This window comes from Pseudomonas sp. IC_126, assembly GCF_004331835.1.
Classification (GTDB): domain Bacteria; phylum Pseudomonadota; class Gammaproteobacteria; order Pseudomonadales; family Pseudomonadaceae; genus Stutzerimonas.
Genome location: NZ_SJSS01000004.1, coordinates 408,888 through 426,549, shown reverse-complemented (window position 1 = coordinate 426,549; position 17,662 = coordinate 408,888). Strand labels below are relative to the sequence as shown.

General features: G+C 62.3%; 11 protein-coding genes. 1 reads left to right on the top strand and 10 read right to left on the bottom strand.

Annotation, left to right across the window (positions count from 1 at the left end):
* Positions 1–31: 31 nt before the first annotated feature.
* The 4 genes from E0D86_RS15315 to phhA all read right to left on the bottom strand — a co-directional run bounded on the left by E0D86_RS15315 (position 32) and on the right by phhA (position 3,759).
* Positions 32–841 (bottom strand): EAL domain-containing protein, encoded by an 810-nt coding sequence (locus tag E0D86_RS15315; protein ID WP_131650890.1) that lies wholly within the window; start codon positions 839–841, stop codon positions 32–34.
* Positions 842–1,279: 438 nt separating this feature from the next.
* Entirely contained in the window at positions 1,280–2,479 is a 1,200-nt protein-coding gene (locus E0D86_RS15310) for an amino acid aminotransferase (RefSeq protein WP_131650889.1), read from the bottom strand.
* Positions 2,476–2,832, bottom strand: coding sequence for a 4a-hydroxytetrahydrobiopterin dehydratase (locus E0D86_RS15305; RefSeq protein ID WP_131650888.1), 357 nt, complete (start codon positions 2,830–2,832; stop codon positions 2,476–2,478). Before E0D86_RS15305 ends, E0D86_RS15310 begins: the two co-directional genes overlap by 4 nt.
* 141 nt (positions 2,833–2,973) lie before the next feature.
* A complete protein-coding gene (gene phhA, locus E0D86_RS15300) occupies positions 2,974–3,759 on the bottom strand; it encodes a phenylalanine 4-monooxygenase (RefSeq protein WP_131650887.1) in 786 nt (261 codons plus the stop codon).
* A gap of 260 nt (positions 3,760–4,019) precedes the next feature.
* On the opposite strand from phhA, the gene E0D86_RS15295 reads away from it, so the two are divergent.
* Complete coding sequence (locus tag E0D86_RS15295) at positions 4,020–5,588, top strand: sigma-54-dependent transcriptional regulator (protein ID WP_131650886.1); 1,569 nt, start codon at positions 4,020–4,022, stop codon at positions 5,586–5,588.
* Between the two features lie 56 nt (positions 5,589–5,644).
* Here E0D86_RS15295 and E0D86_RS15290 read toward each other — a convergent pair whose 3' ends face one another.
* The 6 genes from E0D86_RS15290 to E0D86_RS15265 all read right to left on the bottom strand — a co-directional run bounded on the left by E0D86_RS15290 (position 5,645) and on the right by E0D86_RS15265 (position 17,554).
* On the bottom strand, positions 5,645–6,943 hold the full coding sequence (locus E0D86_RS15290) for an Nramp family divalent metal transporter (RefSeq protein ID WP_131650885.1): 1,299 nt from the start codon (positions 6,941–6,943) through the stop codon (positions 5,645–5,647).
* A 296-nt stretch (positions 6,944–7,239) separates the two neighbouring features.
* Positions 7,240–11,361, bottom strand: a complete 4,122-nt coding sequence (locus tag E0D86_RS15285) for a CheR family methyltransferase (protein ID WP_131650884.1) — start codon at positions 11,359–11,361, stop codon at positions 7,240–7,242.
* Positions 11,362–11,647: 286 nt separating this feature from the next.
* The gene (locus tag E0D86_RS15280) at positions 11,648–13,024 is read right to left on the bottom strand and encodes an L-serine ammonia-lyase (RefSeq protein WP_131650883.1); all 1,377 of its coding nucleotides are present in this window, start codon (positions 13,022–13,024) and stop codon (positions 11,648–11,650) included.
* Positions 13,025–13,101: 77 nt separating this feature from the next.
* The gene (locus E0D86_RS15275) at positions 13,102–14,478 is read right to left on the bottom strand and encodes a sodium:alanine symporter family protein (RefSeq protein ID WP_131650882.1); all 1,377 of its coding nucleotides are present in this window, start codon (positions 14,476–14,478) and stop codon (positions 13,102–13,104) included.
* Positions 14,479–15,013: 535 nt separating this feature from the next.
* Positions 15,014–16,543 carry a sigma-54-dependent transcriptional regulator gene (locus tag E0D86_RS15270; protein WP_131650881.1) on the bottom strand — a complete coding sequence of 510 codons (1,530 nt, stop codon included), beginning with the start codon at positions 16,541–16,543 and terminating at the stop codon, positions 15,014–15,016.
* A gap of 72 nt (positions 16,544–16,615) precedes the next feature.
* On the bottom strand, positions 16,616–17,554 hold the full coding sequence (locus E0D86_RS15265; protein ID WP_177493058.1) for an NAD(P)/FAD-dependent oxidoreductase: 939 nt from the start codon (positions 17,552–17,554) through the stop codon (positions 16,616–16,618).
* Positions 17,555–17,662 lie beyond the last annotated feature (108 nt).

Sequence of the window (17,662 nt, the reverse complement as noted above, 5' to 3'; positions counted from 1 at the left end):
ACTAGGTGGGGCGGGGCGAGCGGCGTTCCCGTCAGCCCGGCCACGCCAGCGTTTCGGCCTGGCCGCAGGCCTCGAATAGCGGTTTGCTGAACAGATACCCCTGCATCAAGTTGATGCCCAGATCGTGCAGAGCGCTGCATTCATCAAGGGTTTCCACGCCTTCGGCGATCACGGCGATGCTCAGCTCCTGACACATCCCGACTGTTGCTCTGACGATCGCCTGACGCGCACGGCTCTGGTCGATGCCGCGAATCAGATCCATGTCCAGCTTGATGATGTCCGGCTGGAAGTCGGCGAGCAGGTTGAGCCCGGCGAAGCCGGCACCGAAGTCGTCGATGGCCGTAAGAAACCCGATGCGTTGATATTCACGAAACACCTCGGCCAGCCATTTCGCGTCGCTGATGCGCTCGCCCTCAATGGTTTCGAAGATGATCCGCTCCACCGGGAAGTCATGCACGCGCGCCGCTTCGAGCGTCGAGCGGATGCACAGCTCCGGGCGATAGATGGCGTTGGGCATGAAATTGATCGATAGCCGGCTGCGCATGTCGAGCTTGGCGGCGGTCTTGATCGCTTTCACGCGACAGGCCTGATCGAAGCGGAAGCGATTTTCGTCGGTGACCTGCGACAGCACGCTGGGTGCCGGTTCGCCGTTGACACCTCGGACCAGCGCTTCATGGGCAAAGATTTCGCGCGCCTGGAGATCGACGATCGGCTGATAGGCGTAGCTGAAGCGAAAGCCAAGGCGCTCGCCGCTGGCGCAGCTGGGGCAACCGCCGTGTTCCTCGGCCGAATGGCAGGAATAGGAAGAAGGGGCTGGGTTACTGGCGTCATGTTGAATCATGGGCGCGCTCGCTGTCGGACGTGTTGAGTGACATTAGCGGCCGCGTTTACTGACGCTGGACTCCGCTCATCGCCGGGCGACCCATGTTACGACAAGCATCAGTGCGGTGCGCTGGCGAATTGATGGCGTTCGTCTTTTTTCAGCGGTACCCGTGTTTTGAAAGCGGTGAGCTGTAGATGGGCCGGGCGGCGTTGCGCTTCAGCCCACAATGCTCCGTCAACGTAGGTCGAATTAGCCGTAGGCGTAATCCGAAGCTCGGCAGGAAAGAAATCCGACGGCCGCGTGCATCGTCGGGGCAGCAAGCGACGGTAGCGCCTTCGGCGATTTCATCCTACAGAGCACTCGCGACGCCCCGTCAACGTAGGTTGGATTAGCCGGAGGCGTAATCCGACGTCCGACGGCATCATCCGACGCCCACCCATTCCACCGTGGCTGGGCTCAGTCTGAAACTACCCGCGCAATAGCTGCGGCCAGCTGATCCAGCCTCGCGGAATCCAGTCCGGCAATATTGGCGCGGCCGCTTTCCACCAGATACACCGAGTCATCGGTGCGCAGGCGCAGCACTTGCGCGGCGGTCAGGCCGGTGTAGGAGAACATTCCCCGCTGCCGAGCGATATGCGCGAAGCGTTCGGCCAGACCGTGCGGTTGCAGCGCTTCCACTAGACCCTGGCGCAAGCCGGCGATGCGCTCGCGCTTGGCGGCGACTTCCTGTTCCCAGAGCTGGCGCAGCTCGCTATTGGCCAGAATCGTCGCCACGACGGCCGCGCCATGAGACGGTGGTGTCGACCAGAGATTGCGCACCACCGAGGCTAACTGGCTGCGTACGTCGATCAGCGAGTCGCCGTCCGCCGTGACCACTATTAGTGCGCCGGTGCGTTCGCGATACAGGCCGAAGTTCTTCGAGCATGAGCTGGTGATCAGCACTTCCGGCAACGCGTCGACGAACAGCCTTACGGCCCAGGCGTCCTCGTTCAGCCCGTCGCCGAAACCCTGGTAAGCGAAGTCGAACAGCGGCAACAGCTCACGCTTGCGAACGATTTCCAACACCTGACGCCAGTCGTCCTGGCCCAGGTCGTAGCCGGTGGGGTTGTGGCAGCAAGCGTGCAGCAGCACCACGTCGCCGCTGGGAATCTGCTCCAGCGCGGCGAGCATGGCCGGCACGTCCAGCCGGTTCTGCTCGTTCACATAGGGATAGTGCTCGACCTTTAGCTGGGCCGCTGCGAACAGAGTTTCATGGATTGGCCAGGTCGGGTCGCTGAGCCAGAGGCTACGGCCCGGCAGGCATTTGGCGATGAAATCGCCCACCAGCCGCAGCGCGCCGGTACCGCCGGGCGTCTGGGTACAGCCGGCCCGGTTCTCAACCAGGGCTGGCGAGCCTTCGCCCAGGACCAGACGCAGAAGCTGCTCGCCAAACAGAGGATCGCCATGGCCACCGATGTAGCTCTTGGTCTGCTCGCTGTCGATCAGCCGCTGCTCTGCCAGCTTCACCGCCTTGGGGATCGGCGTCAGGCCCAGGGCGTCCTTGTAGACGCCAACGCCCAGGTCGAGCTTGGCCGGGTTCGGGTCGGCACGGTAGGCATCGAGCAGACCGAGAATCGGGTCGCCGGGGACCCGCGCCACGTCGCTGAACTGTTTCACTTGCGGCCCTCGGCTGTCTTGGCTACCTCATCGGTGCGCGCGGCCATGATGAAGTCGTTGCGGTGCAAGCCTTTGATCGAGTGGCTCCACCAGGTCACGGTGACCTTGCCCCACTCGGTGAGCAGACCGGGATGATGGCCCTCGGCCTCGGCGATCTCGCCGACGGCATTGGTGAAGGCCAGGGCGTGCTTGAAGTTCTTGAACGCGAAGACCTTCTCCAGCTCCATGTGGCCGTCGCGGGTTTCAATGTTCCAATCCGGGATCTGCTTGATCAGTTCGGCCAGCTCGTCATCGGATACCTTGGGCGCGTCGGCGCGGCAGGCTTCGCAGTGGGCTTGGGTGAGGGCGGTCATGGTCGGTCCTTGTGTTGTTCGTTGTTAATGGTCTGGGCTTGTAGGTGGACGCGTAGCGTGGGCTTCAGCCCACCGTTTTTTAGCCCAGATGTGGCATTGGTGGGCTAAAGCCCACCCTACGATTACGCCGTGCGGTTCACGTCATGCCGCTTTCGGCGGAAATTTCGGCTGGTGTAGGCCCAGCTGCATGGCGGTGCGCACATGGCCCATGATGTCTTCATGGGCGACGTCGAACAGCCTTCTCAGCTCCGGCAGGACGAAATACACAGGTTGCAGGATGTCGATGCGATAGGGCGTGCGCATGGCTTCGACCACGTTGAACACCTGATGCTCGGGTTCGTCGGAGAGGCAGTAGAGCGTCTCCTTCGGCGAGGACAGGATGCCCCCACCGTAGATGCGCTGGCCGGCTGGCGTTTCAACCAGGCCGAACTCGATGGTCATCCAGTACAGCCGCGCTAGGTAGACACGCTCTTCCTTGTTGGCCTTGAGGCCGAGCTGGCCATAGGTGTGGGTGAATTCGGCAAACCAGGGGTTGGTCAGCAGCGGGCAGTGGCCGAAGATCTCATGAAAGATGTCGGGCTCCTGCAGGTAGTCGAGTTCTTCCGGCGTGCGGATGAAGGTCGCGACGGGGAAGCGCTTGCTGGCCAGCAGTTCGAAAAAGGTCTGAAAAGGAATCAGCGCCGGCACGCGCGCCACCTGCCAGCCGGTGGTCGCCTGTAAGACGCGGTTTATCTCGTCCAGCTGCGGAATTCGGTCGTGGGGCAGGGCAAGCTGCTCGATGCCGTCCAGGTATTCCTGACAGGCGCGCCCGTCGAGGAGCTTCAGCTGGCGTTCGATCAGGGTCTGCCAGACGGCGTGTTCGGCGTCGGGGTAATGAATATGGCCGTGCGCGTCTGGTTCTCGGGCAACGTACTTCGTGGTTTTCATCTGACCTCCTGAGCGGGGTGGCCGCCTGAGTCTTTTTTGTTTTGGATGCCCTTCATCTGATAGCGGCAGCGCAGCGTATGGAAGTGCTTTGGTAGATGCTCTTGATGGGATGGTTCGGGTGATTCGTAAAGAAACGCTTACGAATCGTCGCATTAACTACTCTATCGCCTTGTCGAACAGCAGAACTGTCAAATAATCTTGACGACAAACAAGAGCGAGCAGCAGAAAGTTGCGGCCGAAACGAAAAGGGACAGGTTCACATGCGAATCAGGATTCTTTGCCAGAACCGCATCGGTATCCTCCGAGACATGCTCGAATTGCTGGTCGACTACGGCATCAACGTCGCACGCGGCGAGGTGGGCGGTGAGCATGGCAATGCGGTCTACCTGCATTGCCCCAATCTGATGAACCTTCAGCTGCAGGCGTTGCGCCCGAAGATCGAGGCGCTGCAGGGCGTGTTCGAGGTGCGCAAGGTCGGCCTGATGCCAAGCGAGCGGCATTCGCTGGAGCTCAATGCGCTGCTCGGCGCACTGGAGTTTCCGGTACTGTCGATCGACATGGCCGGCGCCATCGTCGCGGCGAACCGCGCGGCTGCCCAGTTGCTGGGCGTGCGCGTCGATGAGGTGCCGGGCATGAGCCTGTCGCGCTACGCCGAGGACTTCGACCTGCCGGAGTTGGTGCGGGCGAACAAAGCGCGCATCAACGGCTTGCGGGTGACCATCAAGGGCGACGTGTTCCTCGCCGACATCGCGCCGCTGCAATCGGAGCACGACGACAGCGAAGCCCTGGCCGGTGCGGTACTGACGCTGCACCGCGCCGACCGCGTGGGTGAGCGTATCTATAACGTGCGCAAACAAGAATTGCGCGGCTTCGACAGTATCTTCCAAAGCTCGAAAGTGATGGCTGCGGTGGTTCGTGAGGCGCGGCGCATGGCGCCGCTGGATGCACCGTTGCTGATCGAGGGCGAGACCGGCACCGGCAAGGAGCTGCTGGCGCGCGCCTGCCATCTATCCAGCCCGCGCGGGCAATCGCCGTTCATGGCGCTCAACTGCGCCGGTTTGCCGGAGTCCATGGCCGAGACCGAGCTGTTCGGCTACGGCCCCGGCGCCTTCGAAGGCGCGCGCCCGGAAGGCAAACTCGGCCTGCTGGAGCTGACCTCCGGCGGCACGCTGTTCCTCGATGGCGTCGGTGAGATGAGTACGCGGCTACAGGCCAAACTGGTGCGCTTTCTACAGGACGGCTGTTTCCGCCGGGTAGGCAGCGACGAGGAGGTGTATCTGGATGTGCGGGTGGTCTGCGCCACGCAGCTGGATTTGTCCGAGCTCTGCGCCAAGGGTGAGTTTCGCCAGGACCTGTATCACCGGCTCAACGTGCTGTCGCTGCACATCCCACCGCTGCGCGAATGCCTCGACGGGCTCGAACCGCTGGCGCTGCACTTTCTCGATCAGGCCAGCCGGCAGATCGGCTGCGCGCTGCCGAGCCTGTCGCCGCAAGCGCTGGAGCGGCTAGCCGGCTATCACTGGCCGGGGAACGTGCGGCAACTGGAGAACACGCTGTTTCAGGCGGTTTCACTCTGCGAGGGCGGGGTGATCAAGCCGGAGCACATTCGTTTGCCTGATTACGGCGCGCCGCAGCCGTTGGGTGAGTTTTCCCTGGACGGCGATCTTTCCAGCATCCTTGGCCGCTTCGAGAAAACCGTGCTGGAAGAGCTTTACCAACGCCACCCAAGCAGTCGCCTACTAGGTAAGCGATTGGGCGTGTCGCATACCACCGTGGCCAACAAATTGCGTGAATACGGCATCGGCAGCACGCGCGGCGGTGGGGGGTAATGCATACGATGCGGTGAGCGCGGGGGCCGTCAGAGCCACCCGCGCCGCGATCACAGTCACGCCAGCAAATCGGTTCCGAGCTGGATGGCGACCCACACCGCGAGGATTGTCGCCAGACCTAGAGCGATATTCTCGAACAGGTTGTTGCGATATTCGCCGAGCAGCTTCTTCTGGTTGGACATGATCAGCAGGCCGATCGAGATGATCGGTAGGCCCACGATATTCAGCGCGTTCACACCGATGGTCAGCGTCACGAAGTCGGGCATGCCTGGCAGTGACCAGACCAGCGGCGTGACCAGCACAAAGAGCATGAACCACTTGTGCAGCGGATCGCTCTGGAACTTCTCGCCATAGCGCGCACGGCGGGACGGTGCCGAGTAGTGCAGGGCGTCGACGATCAGCATCGGGAAGGCGGTCGTCTTGCCCACCACGCTAGCGAACAGGGTGGCAAACACGCCGATGAAGAACACATACCAGCCGGCCGGGCCGAAGAACATTTCCAGCGCTGCGCCCAGGTCGTCGAGCGTTTCGACCTTCAGCCCGTTGGGCCGCAGGATTTCCGCGCCGACCACCCAGATCGCCAGGTTGATCAGGATGCCGATGAACACCGCGAACAGCAGGTCGTTGCGCTGCATGCGCTTGTGCTGCGGCCCGGTCCAGCCCTTTTCCTTCATAACGTAGGGGTGCACGAAGTTGGCGATCGAGCCGGCGACCGCGCCGATCACCGAGACGGCCACCAGCAAGGCGCCATGCACGCCCCGGTCGCTCGGGATGCTGAAGCCGAAGGTGCCGGAGATGATGCCGCCGACGTCCGGCCCGGCCATGATGGCCAGCGACAGGAAGGCCAGCGTCATGATCGCTAGCAGCACCTTCATCACACCCTCGATCAGTGCGTAAATGCTGCGCCCGACCACTAGCCAGACGCCGATTACCACGGCGACCGAGCAGAGCAGCGGACGGTCGATGTGCAGCAGCGTAGAGAGAGCTTCGCCGGCGCCCTTGATCATGTAGGCGTTCATCAGATGTCCCATGAACAGCGCGTAGACGAACATGAACCAGGCGAACGCCGGGTGAAGCTGGGCATAGCCACCAAGGATGGTCATGCCTTGGTTATTGCAGAGCTGGAAGCGCGCAATCATGTTGACGATCAGAAAGCGCAGCAGTAGCGAACCGGCCAGCACCCACATCATCGCGTAGCCATAGTTGGCGCCGGCAACAGACGAGGTGATCAGATCCCCGGCGCCCAGCCAGGAGAGCACGGCGATGATACCGGGGCCGAGCAATTTGACGATTTTTCCCAGTCGCGAGGACGAGTGGGCGGGAACGATTTTATCAATGGCGTCCGAGCGGGCCATGAGTTGATCTCCGAATTATTGTTGTAGAAGGAACTGCGAGATGTAAGACATCATATGACTAGGTGTATTGCAATGTCATTCGACGCTTTTTCTCCTCGCAGCTAAAAAGATGTAACGAGCAGCCCACATAGTGGGACGGAAAGCCTTAGCTCGCATCTTCTATGGCATTTGGCTAGCAAAGTAGGTTGCTTGATCCGGCGCGATCATGCGTCGCTTTGTAGAATGGAAGCGATGCGATGGCTGCTAGTCATCGGACGACTAGGGCGCTGAACCTATGGGCAGTACCGAGGCGGGCCTCAATGCACCGCCTGAGTCACCGCATCGATCAATGCCTGCAGGTCGATCGGCTTACGCAGGTGCTGGGTGAAGCCTGCAGCCTTGGCCTTTTCCACGTCGCGCAGGGTGCCGTAACCGGTCAGGGCGATGCTTGGGGTGGTGGCGTTGGTGTCGCCGTGGCGTATCTCGTTCATCATCTTGTGGCCGTCGATGCCCGGCATGCCGACGTCGGAGATGATGATGTCGAAGCGCGTCGCCTCGGCCAATTCGATGCCTTGGGCACCGCCATCGGCGGTGGTGACCGTGGCGCCTTCGCTTTCCAGCAGTTCGCACATGGTGTCGAGAATGTCGGGCGAGTCATCCACCAGGAGGATGTTGATACCCACCAGCCCACCCATTTCGGCATCTGCCAGCTGGCTGAGCTCCAGTTCGGTCTGCATGTGGATTGGCAGCCAGACGCTGAAGCGCGCGCCCCGGCCAATGCCTTCGGAGTGGGCTTCGATGCGCCCGTTGTGGGCTTCGACCAGTTGCTTGACCAGCGCCAGCCCGATTCCCAGGCCATGCTTGGAGCGCTGCGCGTGCTGCATATCGGCCTGGCCGAACATGTCGAACACCTTGGGAAGGAACTCTTCGGCGATTCCCATGCCGGTGTCGATCACATCCAGGCGGGCCTGATCGCCTTCGCGCTCGAGTTGCAGGCAGATGCGATCGCCGCCCTTGGTGAACTTCCAGGCATTGTTCAGCAGATTCCAGATGATCTGCTCCAGGCGCGTCGGGTCTGCGTGGATATACACCGGCTCCTCGGGTATGACGCTTTCGAAGGTGACGCCTTCGCCCTCTGCCAGCGGCAGGAATACCGATTCGATGCCTTTGAGCAATTCCTGATAGTGCAACGTGGTGAAGTTCAGCTTGAGCTTGCCGGTGCGCATGCGCGAGACGTCCATCAGGTCGTCGATGATCCGCGACTGGCTGCGCACCGCGCTTTGTATCGACTGCGTGGCTTTGGACAGGCTACTAGCGTTCTTGACGACCTGCGAACGGGCAATAAGATCGGTGTTGAGCTGGATCAGGTTGAGCGGATGCTTCAGCTCGTGGGAAAGCACGGCGAAGAATTCGTCCTTCTGCAGGCTCGCGGCCTGGATACTTTCCAATTCGCTGGTGCGCAGGTTGTTGATCCGCTGCTGTTCGGTGAGGTCGCGGCCAATCTTGGCGAACCCCATCACATCGCCGTTATTGTCGACCAGCGGATTGACCAGGCCGCTGCAGAAGAACTGCGAGCCATCCTTGCGCATGTGCCAGCGCTCGTCGGCGGCCTGGCCCTGCTCCAGTGCACGCTTGCGCTCGGCCTCGGGGATGCCGACCTCACGGTCCGCTGCGGTGTAGATGAGGTCGATGCATTGGCCAATCACTTCCTGTTTGCTGTAGCCGAAAATGGATTCGGCGCCAGGATTCCAGGCGGTGAGCTTGCCTTGCAGGTCCGTGGTCATGATGGCGTAGCCGCGCATGCTCTGTGCCAGCAGTTTCATATGGGCTTCGCCAGCACGCGCGCGCTCCTCGGCGTTGCGTCGGGCAGTGATGTCGATGAAGGTCAGCACCGCGCCCTGGATGCGATCGTCGGTGGTGCGGTAGGGCAGAAAGCGCGCCATGTACCACTTGTCTTCGTGGCTCCTGACCTCGCGCTCGACCAGCTGCAGCTCGCCGAAGGCTTCGGAGGCGTCGCTGTACAGGGTTGGGTAATCGAGACGGTGGGTGATGTCGAGCAGCGAGCGGCCGGCATCGCTGCCGATCACGTTGAAGATGTCCTGGGCGCGCGGGGTGAACCACTTGATGCGCATGTGGCGGTCGACGAACAGCGTGGCGATATCGGTGGACGAGATCAGATTCTGCAGGTCGTCGTTGATCTTGCTGGTTTCGTCGACCTTGCTCTTGAGCTCGGCGTTGACTGTGATCAGCTCTTCATTGATCGACTGCAACTCCTCCTTGCTGGTTTCCAGATCTTCACTGGCCGAGCGCAGCTCTTCGTTGATGGCCTGCAGTTCTTCGTTGGATGCGCGCAGCTCCTCGTTGGAGGTCTCCGAGTGCTCGATGGTCAGCTGCAGCTGCTCCTTGGTCTGTTGCAGCTCGACTTGAAGCTGCGTCAGCTCGCTGTCGTTGGCGTCCCCTTGTGATGTCGCGGCGCGCTTATCGGAGGGATCCTCGATTTCATCGAAAAGCACCAGCAGGTAGTCGGCGCCAGCTTCATCGTCGCGGAACGGGCGTACCGTCATATCGATGAAAAAGTGGCGACCCTCGCGCTCCAGGCTGATGCGCCTGGCCTCGATGCACTTGCCGGTTTGCACGGCCTGATACAGCGCGCTACGCAGTGCCAGCCGCAGCTCGGGCTGCACCAGGGTCGCCAGGTTGAGCGAGGGTTCACCGCTGACGTAGCGCAAGAAGCGGCCAGCACGGTCGGACATGTGGACGATTTCCGACTCATGATTGACGATCACGCTGGGCGGCGCGTATTGCTCCAGTGCGCGCTGATGAGCGTAGGCGAAGGAGAATTTGCTGCGACGGGCCATCGCCGCGCCGGAATCGCGAGTGGGCGAGGCGGTGGAAAAGTTCTGTAACGAGGGCATCGGCACGCGTCGCTGGTTGCCGATATCCCGGGCGCGGTAAATACGGTTTTTCTTGTCCACGGGGGCGAACAGATGCGAGCAGATGTCCGCCGTCTCGGAGTTACCGAGAAACAGATAACCGCCAGGGTTGAGGGCGAAGTGGAACATGCGCAGCACTTCGCTCTGGATGTCCCGGTCAAGGTAGATCAGCAGGTTGCGGCACGAAATCAGATCCAGCCGCGAGAAGGGTGGGTCGCGCAGGATGTTGTGGCGAGCGAACAGGATCCGCTCGCGCAGCTCTTTGCGCAGGCGATAACGGTTCTGTTCCTTGGTGAAGTACTGCTGCAGCCGGTTTGGTGGCACGTCCGTGACGATCGCTTCGGGATAGACGCTGGCGCGGGCGATTTCCAGCGCCTGGTCGTCGATGTCGGTGGCGAAGACCTGCACATCGGCGCGCAGGCCGTTGCGTTCGACGTACTCGGTAAACAGCATGCCCAACGAGTAGGCCTCCTCGCCGGTGGAGCAGGCGGCGGACCAGATACGCAGCGCGTCGCTTTCGCCGAGCAAGGCCTTTTCCTCGAACAGCTGCGGGATGATGTCACGCTCCAGCGCTTCGAAGGCCTCCTGGTCGCGAAAGAAGTTGGTGACGCCGATCAGCATGTCGGCCAGCAGCGCCGGGGTTTCCTCTGGCCGGTCGTTCAGCAGTTGGGCATAGCCGGCCATGTCGTGGACGGCATTGACCTGCAGGCGTCGCTCGATCCGCCGCAACACGGTGGCTTGCTTGTAGTGGCGGAAATCATGGCCAGTGCGGCTGCGCAGCAGGCCAAGGATGTCGCGCAGGGCCGCTTCGCTTGCTTGGGTCGGCGTGTGCGTTGAGGCTTGTTCGGCTGCAGCCGGGGACTCGATCGGCGGCACCATCGTCTGCATGTTGCGGCTCAATTCCATCAGCCGCTGGGGCATCTCCAGCACCGGCAGCACGATATCGACCATGCCGGTTTCAATGGCGCTGCGCGGCATGGAGTCGTATTCGGCATCGTCGGGAGACTGCGCCATGGTCACGCCGCCCTGTTCCTTGATGCGGGACAGGCCGACCGAACCATCCGCGCCGGTGCCGGACAATACGATGCCGATAGCGTGGGTGTGATGGACGTCGGCCAGCGCTCGAAAGAACAGGTCGATGGCGACCTGCACGCCGCGTTCGCGAGTGGGCTTGGTCAGCCGCAGATAGCCGTCATTCATCGACAGGTCGAGGGCCGGCGGGATCACATAGATCCGGTTGCGCTCGATGGGCACCGGTTGCGTCACCTGAATCACCGGCATGCGTGTCTTGTTTTGCAGGATGCTGTCGGCGTTGCTTTCATGCGTCGGCGAGAGATGCATGATCACCACAAACGCCATACCACTGTCGCTGGGCATCTGTTCGAACAGGCTCATGAGAGCCTTGAGGCCACCGGCTGAGGCACCGATACCGACCACGGGAAAATCCAGGGTGCTGCGAGCCACGCTCAGGTTCTTCGGGGTCGATGGTTCATTGGGGTTACTCATCGGTTCCTCTGTGTGACGATCCATTGACGGCAGGGCGCCTGTGTTAAGGACAGTGGTGCGGCGAAATATGTCCCTTTTTCGCCACGAACCGCAGGATGATAAAGCTTCGTCACGGCGATTTCTTCTGCGGGCAGCCGGCAGGGGGGAAGTCACTTATTGCAATCTATGGATTACGCCTTCGGAACCTCGGATTACGCCTTCTGCTAATCCAGCCTCCGTTGACGGGGCATGGCGGATCGGCGAATCGCTTTCCGTAGGCTGGAATGCCCCAAGCGCTTCTATCGCTTCAACATTCGATGATGTTGACGGCCAGCCCGCCGCGCGCGGTTTCCTTGTACTTGCTCTTCATGTCGGCGCCGGTCTGGCGCATGGTGCGGATGACCTTGTCCAGCGAGATGAAGTGGCTGCCGTCGCCGCGCAGGGCCATGCGGGCGGCGTTGATGGCCTTCACCGAGCCCATGGCATTGCGCTCGATGCAGGGCACTTGCACCAGCCCGCCGACCGGATCGCAGGTCAGGCCGAGGTTGTGTTCCATGCCGATTTCAGCGGCGTTTTCCACCTGCTGCGGCGTGCCGCCCAGCACCTCGCACAGCGCGCCTGCGCCCATGGAGCAGGCGACGCCCACTTCACCCTGGCAACCCACTTCGGCGCCTGAGATCGAGGCGTTCTCCTTGTAGAGAATGCCGATGGCCGCCGCCGTGAGCAGAAAACGCACCACGCCGTCTTCGTCGGCGCCGGGCACGAAGCGCACGTAATAGTGCAGCAGCGCCGGGATGATTCCGGCGGCGCCGTTGGTCGGTGCGGTCACCACCCGGCCGCCGGCAGCGTTTTCCTCGTTGACGGCCAGGGCGTACAGATCGACCCAGTCGAGCACGTTGAGGCTGTCGCGCAGGTTGGCTTCTGGGTTTTCGCTGAGCTGGCGATACAACCGGGCGGCGCGGCGCTCGACCTTGAGCCCGCCGGGCAGGATGCCTTCGGTGCGGCAGCCGGCGCTCACGCAGTCCTGCATGATCTGCCATATTTGCAGCAGCCGTGCGCGGGTTTCCGCTTCCGGGCGCCAGGCCGCTTCGTTGGCCAGCATCAGTTGGCTGATCGACAGCCCGTGTTGGTCGCACAGCGCCAGCAACTCGCGGGCGGTGCGGAAGGGGTAGGGCAGGGGCGTGCGGTCTTCGACGATGCGGTCGGTGCCGGCCGCCTCTTCGTCGACCACGAAACCGCCGCCCACCGAGTAATACTCGCGGCTGCGGATCTGCAGGCCGGCGGCGTCGAAGGCGCGAAACACCATGCCGTTGGGGTGAAAATCCAACGGCTTGCGAATCATCGCCAAATGGTCCTTCTCGACGAAGCGGATTGGCTTTTCACCCAGCAGCCGCAGGGTGCCGTTTTTGCGAATCGCCGCCAGACGTTCCGGGATGCGGGTGGTGTCGACCTGTTCCGGCTGCTCGCCTTCGAGGCCTAGGATCACTGCTTTGTCGCTGCCGTGGCCTTTGCCGGTTGCGCCGAGCGAGCCATACAGCTCGACCCGCACGCGCTCGGTCGCATCCAGCAGGCCGTCCTGCTTCAGGCCCGCGGCGAACCGTGCCGCCGCGCTCATGGGGCCGACGGTGTGTGAGCTGGAGGGACCGATGCCGATCTTGAACAGATCAAAGGTACTCAGGGACATGAAGAATGCTCGGCTAGAAGAACGACAGCCCCAGGGACCAAAAGGTACCTGGGGCTGTTATCAGCTTAGACGCTGATTCACTGAGGAACGCTGGCGAGCGCTTCCTGGGTTTTGCGTTCGGCGAAGTAGGTGTTGGTCAGCTTGACAACCACAGGGCTCAGCAGCAGCAGCGAGATCAGGTTCGGGATCGCCATCAGGCCGTTGAGGGTGTCAGCGACCAGCCAGGCGAAGTCCAGCTGCGCCACTGCTCCGAAGGGCACGGCAAGCACCCAAACCACCCGGAACGGCCATATAGCCTTGGTGCCCACCAGGAACTCCCAGCATTTTTCGCCGAAATAGCTCCAGCCGAGAATGGTAGTAAAGGCAAAGACCACCAACGCAATGGTCAGAATGGCGCCGCCGAAGCCGGGCATCGCCGATTCGAAGGCGGCCGCCGACAATGCCGCGCCGCTCTCGCCGCTGGTCCAGACGCCGGAGCAGATGATCGCCAGGCCGGTCATCGAGCAGATGATGATGGTGTCGATGAACGTGCCCAACATGCCGATCAGGCCGGAGCGAACCGGGCATTTGCTGGTGCCTGCGGCCTGGGCGATGCCGGCAGTGCCGAGGCCTGCTTCGTTGGAAAAGATGCCGCGTGCCACGCCGAAACGAATCGCCGCAATCACCGCCGCGCCGGCAAAGCCGCCGGTTGCTGCGACCGGGTTGAAGGCGGATTCGAAGATCAGCGCGAACGCGCCAGGAATGGCTTCGAAGTTGACCGCCAACACCACCAGTGCGGCGATGATGTAGGCCACGCACATGAACGGCACCAGCGACGCGGCGACCTTGCCGATGCGCTTGATGCCGCCGAGGATCACCATGCCGACGATGGCCATCGAGACCACGCCAGTGATCCACATCGGTACGCCGAAGGTCGTCTCCATGGCATGGGCCATGCTGTTGACCTGCACCATGTTGCCAATGCCGAAACCGGCCAGGCCGCCGAAGATGGCGAAGGCGCCGCCGAGCCACAGCCACTTCTTGCCCAGGCCGTTCTTGATCGCATACATCGGGCCGCCAACGTGCTCGCCGCGGTCGTCCTTCTCGCGGTAATGCACGGCCAGTACAACCTCGCAGTACTTGGTCGCCATGCCCACCAGCGCGGTGCACCACATCCAGAACAGCGCACCCGGCCCGCCGAGGAAGATGGCGGTCGCCACACCAGCGATGTTGCCGGTACCGACGGTGGCCGCCAGGCAGGTCATCAGCGCCTGGAACGGGCTGATTTCACCCTCGGCGCCGGGCTCGTTCTTGCGCCCCTGCCACATCAGCCGAAAGCCGCGTGGAATGGTGCGCCAAGGCATGAACTTGAGGCTGATCATCAGGAACAGCCCGGTGCCTAAGACCAGCACCAGAGTCGGCGGACCCCATACCAGCGCGTTGATTTTATTGACCAGATCATTGAGGAATTGCATGTCGACTCCGTTTGTTCTTGTGGTTTACGGCGTGTCGGGGTGCGGCGAGGCACTTGTCCGGATTTCTGACTGGCCTGAGCTATGTTCTTTAGCGAAACGACCAGGCCATTCGGACTCCATGTGTGACAACGACGCAAGCGGGATGCCAGCTTTTATGGAATTCGTTGTAAATCAGTAAGTTAAAAATAAGTAGAAACTGAGCGTTGATGCTCTTTGTATTACATTCGATACAGCTGTATCGCGTAGCGCGAGATTGGTTGAGAAAAGCCGCCTGTATTGGTTTAGGTACGGCGTATCGATAGAAGTACAGGTGGGTGATGATCGCTGAGGCGAATGTGCACAGGCCGAGCGAAAGCGCTGTTCCCAAAGGTTACGTTAACGGCAGCTCAGCTTGATGTCTGGGCTCGAAAGGCCAGCGCTTGTAGAGTGCGCTCCGCGCACCGATCGGGACTGAGGGAAGGATCTAGGGGCAAGCGAACGCACTACTTTGCGGTGCGCGGAGCGCACCCTACGGAGAGTGGTGTGCTTGCAAATCCTAGCCGCCGATACCGTACTTGCGCAGGCGCATGGCGATGGCGCTGTGCGAGCTTTTCAGCCGCGCCGCCAGCAGCCGGGTAGAGGGATAGCTCGTGTAGAGCTTTTCCAGGATCGAGCGTTCGAAGGCGTCCATGGCTTCGCTGAGGCTGGAGATTTCATCGTCCTGGCAGGCCAGCTTGGTGCGGGCGATATCCAGGTCGTCGAGGCCGATCATGCCGCTGTCGGACATCGCCGCGGCGCGGAAAATGATGTTCTGCAACTGTCGCACGTTGCCGGGCCAGGGGTTGCCGAGCAACACCGGGTAAGTCGAGGGCGCAAGCCTGCATGGCGGGCGCTGGATCTGAGTGCAGGCCTGCAGCAGGAAGTGCCGGGCCAGCAACAGGATGTCTTCGCCGCGCTCGCGCAACGGTGGGACGTTCAGGTTGAGGACGTTGAGCCGGTAGAAGAGATCCTCGCGGAACGTTTCCTCACCAACCAGCTGTTCCAGGTCGCGGTGAGTGGCGCTGAGGATGCGCACATCGACGCGAATTTCGCGTTCACCGCCGATACGCCGGAAGCTGCCCTCGCTGAGAAAGTGCATCAGCTTGGCCTGCAGGTAAGGCGACATCTCGGCGATCTCGTCGAGAAAAACCGTGCCGCCATTGGCCAGCTCCAATAGACCGGGCTTGCCGCTGCGCTGAGCCGCGTTCGCGGCGCCTGGCGCATAGCCGAACAGTTCGCCGTCGGCCTGGTTCTCCGCCACGGCCGCGCAGCTGAGCGTGAGAAAGGGCGCGTTGCTGCGTGGGCTGGCGGCGTGGCAGGCGCGGGCGATCAATTCCTTGCCGGTACCGGTTTCGCCCTGGATCAGCAAGGGCGCATCGAGTGCCGCGACGCGCTTGCCGCGGGCCTTGATTGTGCGGATCGCTGGCGAGTCGCCGAGCAGCGCATCGAAGCTTTCCGCATGGTGCGGGTGCAGCGCGGCCAGGCGTTCCCCGAGACGGCTGGGTGCGTAGAGCGTGAGCAGGGCGCCGGCCGCCGGCTGAGTGCCGTCTGCCATGAGTGTTTCGGCGATCGGCATCACGTCGATCAGCAGGGATTGGCCATTGAAGATGATTTCGCGCATCGGCAGGCGAAAGCCCTGCTCGAGCATCGCGGCCTGCAGCTCCGGGGCTTCGAACAGCTCGCCGACGAATTGGCCTTCGGGGTCGAGCCCGACCAGGCTGATCAGCGCCGGGTTGGCCATGAGTATCTTGCCGTCGCCATCGACCGCCATCAGCGGGTCCGGCATGGCGTGCAGCAGCGCGTCGAGCTGCAGGCGGCGCTGCTGACCGGGCAGCATGCCAACCACCTGGATGTCCTGCACGCCCCGTACGCCGCGCAGCGCCTGGCGCAGCTCGTCGAGCACGTGCGCATCGATCGCCGGCGCGTCTATATAGACGTTGGGCGGCACCATCTCCACGGCGTCGAGGTTCAGGTTGCGCGCCACCAGTAGGGCGAGCACCTCTTGGGTGATGCCGATGCGGTCGATGAAGGTAACGTGGATGCGCATGCTGTTCGGGCCTCGGTCGAGGCCCGAAGTATGCCTGCTTGCCGAGCTGAAGGCATCGCCGGCGCGGCGCCGTTATCGGCTCGGTCCGCCCCAGGGTTTGGCTTCCAGGCTGTTGTGCACCGCGGTGGCTGCCTGGGCGGCCTGGCCGATGGCGACGCTCATCTGTTTCAGGCCCATGGTCACATCGCCGATGGCATAGAGTCCGCGCATCGAGGTTTGCAGATGATCGTCGACCCGCACGCCGCCGCACTCGTCGCAATCCACGCCCAATTGCAGGGCGAGATCAGAACGAAAACGCGCGCCAAGGCTGGGGTAGATGATGTCGAAATGGTGGACGTCACCGTTGCAGGTGATCAGCTCGATGCCGGTCTCGCAAGGGCGCAGGGCCTCGACGCGATCGCTGATCAGGCGGATGTCGTAATGCTCGGCCAGGGCGATGGCCTGATCGCAGGCATCCTGCTCGCCATGCACCACGACGGTGACGCGATCGCTGAAGGTGCGCAGGAACACCGCGTGGCCGATGGCGCACTCTGCTTCACCATAGACCGCGACGTTGTCCCCCTTTACCTCGTAGCCGTCGCAGATGGCGCATAGCCGCACTTTGCCTTCGGCGATGGCCTGCTCGACGTTGGGCATATCCGGCAGCGTGTCCTCGATGCCAGTGGCAAGAATGATGCGCCGGGCCACGCAACTTTGATCGCCATAGCGCACGCTGAAACCCTCCGCATGCGGCTCGATGTGCTCGACCCGGCCGTGTTCGAGCCTGGCGCCGTAACCGCTGGCCTGCTCGCGCAGCCTTACCAGCAGATCATTGCCGTTGATGCCCGGTGGAAAGCCCGGGTAGTTGTGCGATCGCGGGATCCATGAGGCGCGGCTGGAACCGGCATCGACCACCAGGCAGCTGCGCCGGAAGCGCGCCAGGTAAAGCGCTGCGGTCAGTCCACCCGGGCCGCCACCAATGATCAGGCAGTCGACAATCGTGGGTTGCGGGTTCGGCGAGCGTTGGTTCATGGCATTGGCCGTTGGCTTTCTGTTGGCCAGTAGAAGTGCTTGGCGGTGTGAAAGTTCGGTCAGTCCGATAAATGCAATATGCCGTTTTGAGAGCTGGTTGGACTTCCT